The following is a 6,030-nucleotide window of genomic DNA, read 5'->3' as shown; positions in this document are numbered from 1 at the left end:
CACGAGCCTTTTCTTCCGGAGCGTTGTCGATTTCATCGAAACGCTTTGCAGCGGCGAGACCCTTAGCAGCAAGAGTCGTGCAGATTGCTGCAGTAAGAGTGGTTTTACCGTGGTCAACGTGACCGATGGTGCCGATGTTGCAATGCGGCTTACTTCTGTCAAAATGTTCTTTTGCCATTATTCTATCTCCATTTTAGTGAGAGCCCAGATCGGGAGTCGGACCCGAGACCTCTTCCTTACCAAGGAAGTGCTCTACCACTGAGCTACCTGGGCATAAGCCCTACGATGCCTTAGACACCGTAGGGCTGATTGTCGTGGGCCGTCGTGGTTTCGAACCACGGTAGGCGTAAGCCAACGGATTTACAGTCCGTCCCCTTTAACCACTCGGGCAACGACCCATTATGCAAGCCAAAGATAGGAATCGAACCTACGACCGGCTGATTACAAATCAGCTGCTCTACCAGCTGAGCTACTTTGGCACTCTTTTGTTTCAGTTCACTTGAAGAACTAAAGCGTGGCAAATTTAATAAGATTTACCGTACCTTGTCAACAAGAATTGCGTTTTTTCTTGAAAAAAAATGAATTTTTTCAAAATACACGTAAACAAACTAGAGTAAAGAGTGTTGGTTGACTGTTGATAGATTTTTAAGTGAAAAAATGAGCACTATTTTTAGCGGTTTTTAGTCATTAGTTATTGGTCATTAGCTATATTTTGTTTAGTTATTAGAAGAGCTTATATCAAAATGCTTTAGCAACTATCGACCAACGACCATTGACTACTGACTAATGACTATTGACCAATGACTAAATTCTAATTAACTACTTTATACAACCGAACTTATACCCACCCCTATATAATTACACATGGAAAACAACTTTTCTTTCAAGACCCGCATTCAAGTCCGCTACGCAGAAACTGACGCTATGGGCGTCGTGCACCACGCCACCTACCCCATCTGGTTTGAACAGGCCCGCGTAGACTTTTTCCGCGCTGTAGGCGCCCCCTACGACGAAGTGGAACGCGAAGGGTTTGCAAGCCCGGTTCTCGAACTGAACGTGCAATACAAGCGTCCGTGCCGTTTTGGCGATTTTGTCGATGTCGAAACCAAGCTCGTCCACGAAGGCCGCTGCAAATACAAGTTCCTCTACCAGGTGACCTTGAACGGCGAAATCTGTACAACCGGCTATTCCGTACACGTATTCACGAAAGGCGGAGTTCCGACACGCGAAAAGCCAGAATGCATCAAGAAAGTCGAAGACAAGATCTTTAGCGACTAATTTTTATATAGTATAACCATGGACGCACCCTTAGCAGAACGCCTACGCCCGCAAAACCTCGACGAGTTTCTTGGGCAGAACAAGATTCTCGGGCAGCAGAGTTTGCTTCGCAAGAGTCTTGAAAACGACTCCATCCCCAGCATGATTTTCTGGGGACCTCCGGGTTGCGGAAAGACGAGCCTCGCCCACGTCATCAAGCAGCATACCAAGAAGCGCTTTGTTGCGCTCTCGGCAGTCGCAAGCGGCGTGAAGGAAGTCAAGGAAGTTCTCGCGGACGCGCGCCAGATGAAGCATGCGTTCATGGATACAATCCTTTTCATCGACGAAATCCATCGTTTCAACAAGGGGCAGCAAGACGCGCTCCTCGGCGCCGTGGAAGACGGCACGGTGACGCTCATCGGCGCGACTACGGAAAACCCAGGATTCGAGGTGAACGGGGCTTTACTCAGCCGCTGCCAGCTGATCCTTTTTGCGCCTCTCAGCAAGGAAGACTTGCGCACTTTAATTTTCAGCGCACTGCGGGACCACCCGCGCGGTTTACAGCTCAAGGACGTCGAAGTTGAAGACGCCGTTGTCGACAAGCTCATCGCACAGTCTGAAGGCGATGCAAGATTCTTGCTGAACCAGCTCGAATGGATTGGCAAGAACCTCGGCGACAATAAGATTATCGACGAGAAGCTGCTCGAAGAATTCCAGTACAAGAAGCCGCTGCGTTACGACAAGAGCGGCGAAGAGCATTATAACCTGATTTCAGCATTGCACAAGTCCGTACGCGGCTCTGACCCGGACGCGGCCCTTTACTGGCTCCACAGAATGTTGCAGGGCGGCGAAGACCCGCGATTCATTTTGCGCCGCCTGATGCGCATGAGCATGGAAGATGTGGGACTTGCGGATCCGAACGCGCTACTGCTTGCAACAAGCGCTCGCGAAGCGTACGACTTTATGGGCATTCCGGAAGGCTTGATCGCACTCGACGAGCTTGCGATTTACTTGGCGCTTGCGCCCAAGAGCAATAGCGTTGAACTTGCGGGAATGAAGGCGGATTCTATCGTAAAGCAAACCGGAACGCTCCCCGTGCCGCGAGCCTACCGCAATTCCGTCACCCGCGTCGGGAAACAGCTCGGCTACGGGATCGGCTACGAGTACGATCACGACAGCCCGGGCGGCTACTCTGCGCAGGAGCACCTGCCCACGCAACTTGTCGGCACGACGATTTACGAACCCAAGCCGTACGGGCGCGAAAAGGCGCTCGGTGAAAAACTCGCGCAGTTGAAGCAAATGAAGAAAGAGCGGAAAGAACGGGAAGGAAAGTAAGAAGTAAGAAGGAAACGTCATCCTGAACGAATGTGAAGGATCCAGTCATTTTTGTTTATGCGTTACAAGACTTCACTGGATGCATCGGCTTCGCCTCAGCATGACGGGAAAACAAGAGAGGAGGGAAAATGGACTTTACTAAAATCAAGAAATACCCGAGTCAAATCACGAGCGCGTTTAAGCGGTTTCCGCTTGCAGTGGCGTTTGCCATTTTCGCGACCATCGCTTTCATTTACGTTTATGAAAACAGCCTTTCGCCAACTCATAGCAAATTAACTTATTGGCTATTCATCTATCCGATTGCGGCCACGATGATAGCCCTCACGATTTCGCTGGTCCATGAATCCCGAAAAAAATTTAGCATCATTCCCCATATCGTCGCCGAAGCCGTATGGTTAGCCATTTCCATCGCACTAGTCTTTTACCATTTTTCAACCAACAACTATACCGAACACATTTATGTCTTGGTAACATGGCTATTTATCTATACAACCGTTTTCTTGAGCCTGTTCGTTGCCCCGTTCTTCAAGCAAAAAGACGAAAACGGATTCTGGATATTCTTGATGAGGAATGCCAAAGCCGCTGTCAACGCTATCACCATTTCTGTAGTCCTGATCCTCGCCATTAATTGGCTCCTATTCGGATTCTTCAACCTGTTCGACATTAAAGTCTCAGACAAACCTTATGCCTACTCGGCGATTATCGGTTTATGTACCATATTCCCCATCTTGTTTTTCTCTGGCATTCCCTCCATTGATGAATGCCTGCAAGAAACACCAGCTTTGAACAAGTTCCAAGCCAGCACGAACAAGTTCCTATTTTTGCCAGTACTTTCGCTCTACATCATCCTTCTTTACGCCTACATCGCAAAAATCATCATCCAGTGGGAAATGCCCAAAGGAATGGTCTCCTACCTCGTTTCGGCATCCATGATGCTCATGCTTCTGCGGGTCACGCTGACGCTCCCCGAACGCATCAACCCCAAGCCATCTTTCGAAAAGAAGCTCCTAAAAATTCTCCCCGCCGCCTGCATCCCCCTCGTCATCCTGATGTCCGTCGGCATCATACGCAGAATCTCCGATTACGGGATTTCAGAAGACCGCTATTACATCACGGCAATCAACATCTTCTATTACATCATTATTGCCATTTTGCTCATAGACAAAATCAAGTGCAAATCCAAGTACATCACCATCGTTTTTTGCGGCATGTTCCTTATCCTCACGAACGGCCCCCTGAGCGCCATTAACGTCACGCACCGCGTCTGGATAAATAGCGTCAAGGCCGCTCTCGTCGAAGAAGGCTACAACAAATTTCCGCTAAACGACGAGGACTCCAGAGAATTTATCAACCGATTAGAAGCCAAGAACACCTCCCAAACGGAAACAATCCTCTCACGAATAAAAGCACTCAATATAAGAGGAGACAAGGAACTTGCCCAATACGTAGATCACGGCATTGTAATATTACATATTGACAATTCTACACATCACAAAAAAAAGCAAGCCTCAGTCCTCAAAGCATATATTCGAGAGTCCAAAGACAACTTTTTCGACATTCCTCAAAACGTATCCAAAGTTTCTTACTTTTACAAGACTTTCCGTCAAGAGGATTACGAATTCCGCAACGACACGCTCTTTTTCCAAATCAAACCCCAAAAGCTCGACAAGACATTCAAGTTTTTTATAACAAAAGAAGTTTTGGAGCAAAAAAACGTGCGGTTCCTAGAAACCGAAGGGGCTAAAATCGGAGTCGAAAAATTAGACGTCAATATCATAAAAGACGACAAAAAAGAGAGCTATTTCAACATCCACGGTTTCCTTTTCCTAGAGTAAATTATGGTTTTAACAGCAATCAAAAAATACCCGAACCAAATTTCGAGTGCGTTCAAGCGGTTTCCGCTTGCATCATTATTCGCCTTTTTCACATTCATCGCGCTTGTCGCCGAAAGCGAATTCATTACAGCATTCAGCGGGGATCACACCAAGCCCTTTATATGGCTTGCCATCTATCCCATCGCAGCATTGCTCATTGCCCTCGCGACATCGCTCATCCAGGAATCCCGAAAAAGTACAAGCATTCGACCGCAAGCTATCGCAAGCGGCGCATGGTTCTTGATTTCCATCGCACTCGTTCTCGGCTTGCCAATCGACGACGATCCTTTTTACTTTGGATGCACCGTCACCCTCATTTACTTAATTGCCATCCTTGCAGTTTTTCTCGGACCATTCTGGAAACAGCCCAACGAAAACGGCTTCTGGAACTTTTTGCATAAGAACATCAAATCTGCGATAATCGCCATTCTCGTCTCGGCCATTTTGCTTGGCGCCATTGAAGGTTTCTTCTTTGGCTTTGCGGATCTGTTCGACTCCGACCCCGGCGAAATGCTCTACCTTTACATTTTCTATTTCTGCGCAAGCGTTGTCGCCCCAATACTTTACTTTTCCGGCATCCCGTCCATTGACGAATGCATTGAAGATGCGCCCACCCTGAACAAGTTCGCATCAAGCACCATCCGGTTCCTTTTCATTCCGGTGCTCGCCATTGGCATCCTCCTCTTTTACGCCTATATTATCAAGTTTATCATCTTGTGGGATATGCCCGACGAAGGGACCGCATCTGCATTCGTCTCGGGATTTATCATTTACTTGCTCGCGCTCATCACCGCCATGCACCCGATGCGACTCTCGACCGAGCAGACCACCGAAAAGAAGCTCCTGAAAATCTTCCCCGCCGCATGCATCCCGCTCGTCGTCCTGATGTCCATCGACGTCATGCACATATTCATCCAAGAAAGTCTCTCGCCAGAAATCATCTGGGTCATCGTCATTAACATCTACTTCTATATCATCATTGCCATCCTGCTGAAAGATAAAATCCAGCGCAAATCGAGATACATCGCCATCGCTTTCTGCGTACTGTTCTTCATCACCACCATCAGTCCGCTAAACGCACAGAACATCGCAGATTTTGCAGGAATGAAAATAATCGAGAACGAGCCAACCCAACAAAGCAACACCAAGACAACTCCAGTCAAAGAAGACACGACCGAAGCATTCAACTCCTTCGAAGCGGATATATCAAATTCCGACATCATTTCGTTCATCATTCCCGAAGGTGCCAAGGAAGTCGCCATCTTGGACCATTATTTTGACAAAAGCGAATTTGAATACCGGGGCGACACGATTACCTTCCGGATTACGCTCTCGGAAGATGACGAAAGTGTAGCGGATTCAAGTGTCGCAGATTCCGCAAAAACAAAAAGCAAGGTTTACAGCTTCTACACGACAAAGCAAGAGCTGAACGATTCGCTTGAATCCATCGCCTCGGACCACGCCGCCATCGGAATCAAAGAACTGCATACGAGCCAATGGTCCGAAAAAGGGCGCTCGCTCCGCATCAAGGGACTGTTGTTTACTGAGTAAACCTAGTTGTTGG

General features: G+C 47.9%; 5 protein-coding genes and 3 tRNA genes. 4 read left to right on the top strand and 4 right to left on the bottom strand.

The window, feature by feature from the left end; all coding sequences use genetic code 11:
* From B7990_RS14000 to B7990_RS13985, 4 genes are all read right to left on the bottom strand, one after another.
* A partial coding sequence (locus tag B7990_RS14000; RefSeq protein ID WP_254917547.1) for a GTP-binding protein occupies nucleotides 1–178 on the bottom strand: 178 nt, incomplete at its 3' end.
* A gap of 23 nt (nucleotides 179–201) precedes the next feature.
* A tRNA-Thr gene (locus B7990_RS13995) sits at nucleotides 202–273 on the bottom strand.
* Nucleotides 274–315: 42 nt separating this feature from the next.
* A tRNA-Tyr gene (locus B7990_RS13990) sits at nucleotides 316–398 on the bottom strand.
* Between the two features lie 8 nt (nucleotides 399–406).
* Nucleotides 407–479: transfer RNA gene (locus B7990_RS13985), tRNA-Thr, on the bottom strand.
* A 385-nt stretch (nucleotides 480–864) separates the two neighbouring features.
* On the opposite strand from B7990_RS13985, the gene B7990_RS13980 reads away from it, so the two are divergent.
* The 4 genes from B7990_RS13980 to B7990_RS13965 all read left to right on the top strand — a co-directional run bounded on the left by B7990_RS13980 (nucleotide 865) and on the right by B7990_RS13965 (nucleotide 6,017).
* Nucleotides 865–1,278 carry a thioesterase family protein gene (locus B7990_RS13980; RefSeq protein WP_088641493.1) on the top strand — a complete coding sequence of 138 codons (414 nt, stop codon included), beginning with the start codon at nucleotides 865–867 and terminating at the stop codon, nucleotides 1,276–1,278.
* A gap of 18 nt (nucleotides 1,279–1,296) precedes the next feature.
* Nucleotides 1,297–2,592 carry a replication-associated recombination protein A gene (locus B7990_RS13975; protein ID WP_088641492.1) on the top strand — a complete coding sequence of 432 codons (1,296 nt, stop codon included), beginning with the start codon at nucleotides 1,297–1,299 and terminating at the stop codon, nucleotides 2,590–2,592.
* Nucleotides 2,593–2,720: 128 nt separating this feature from the next.
* Nucleotides 2,721–4,427 carry a DUF4153 domain-containing protein gene (locus B7990_RS13970; RefSeq protein WP_088641491.1) on the top strand — a complete coding sequence of 569 codons (1,707 nt, stop codon included), beginning with the start codon at nucleotides 2,721–2,723 and terminating at the stop codon, nucleotides 4,425–4,427.
* 3 nt (nucleotides 4,428–4,430) lie between these two features.
* Entirely contained in the window at nucleotides 4,431–6,017 is a 1,587-nt protein-coding gene (locus B7990_RS13965) for a DUF4153 domain-containing protein (RefSeq protein WP_088641490.1), read from the top strand.
* Nucleotides 6,018–6,030 lie beyond the last annotated feature (13 nt).

It is taken from the genome of Fibrobacter sp. UWB4 (assembly GCF_002210345.1).
GTDB lineage: Bacteria > Fibrobacterota > Fibrobacteria > Fibrobacterales > Fibrobacteraceae > Fibrobacter.
This window is presented reverse-complemented; position numbering and strand designations above follow the sequence as displayed.

Bases quoted from the DNA above. Each gene is read 5' to 3' on its own strand.
- B7990_RS13980 (WP_088641493.1), top strand. From the start codon at position 865: ATGGAAAACAACTTTTCTTTCAAGACCCGCATTCAAGTCCGCTACGCA.
- B7990_RS13975 (WP_088641492.1), top strand. From the start codon at position 1,297: ATGGACGCACCCTTAGCAGAACGCCTACGCCCGCAAAACCTCGACGAG.
- B7990_RS13970 (WP_088641491.1), top strand. From the start codon at position 2,721: ATGGACTTTACTAAAATCAAGAAATACCCGAGTCAAATCACGAGCGCG.
- B7990_RS13965 (WP_088641490.1), top strand. From the start codon at position 4,431: ATGGTTTTAACAGCAATCAAAAAATACCCGAACCAAATTTCGAGTGCG.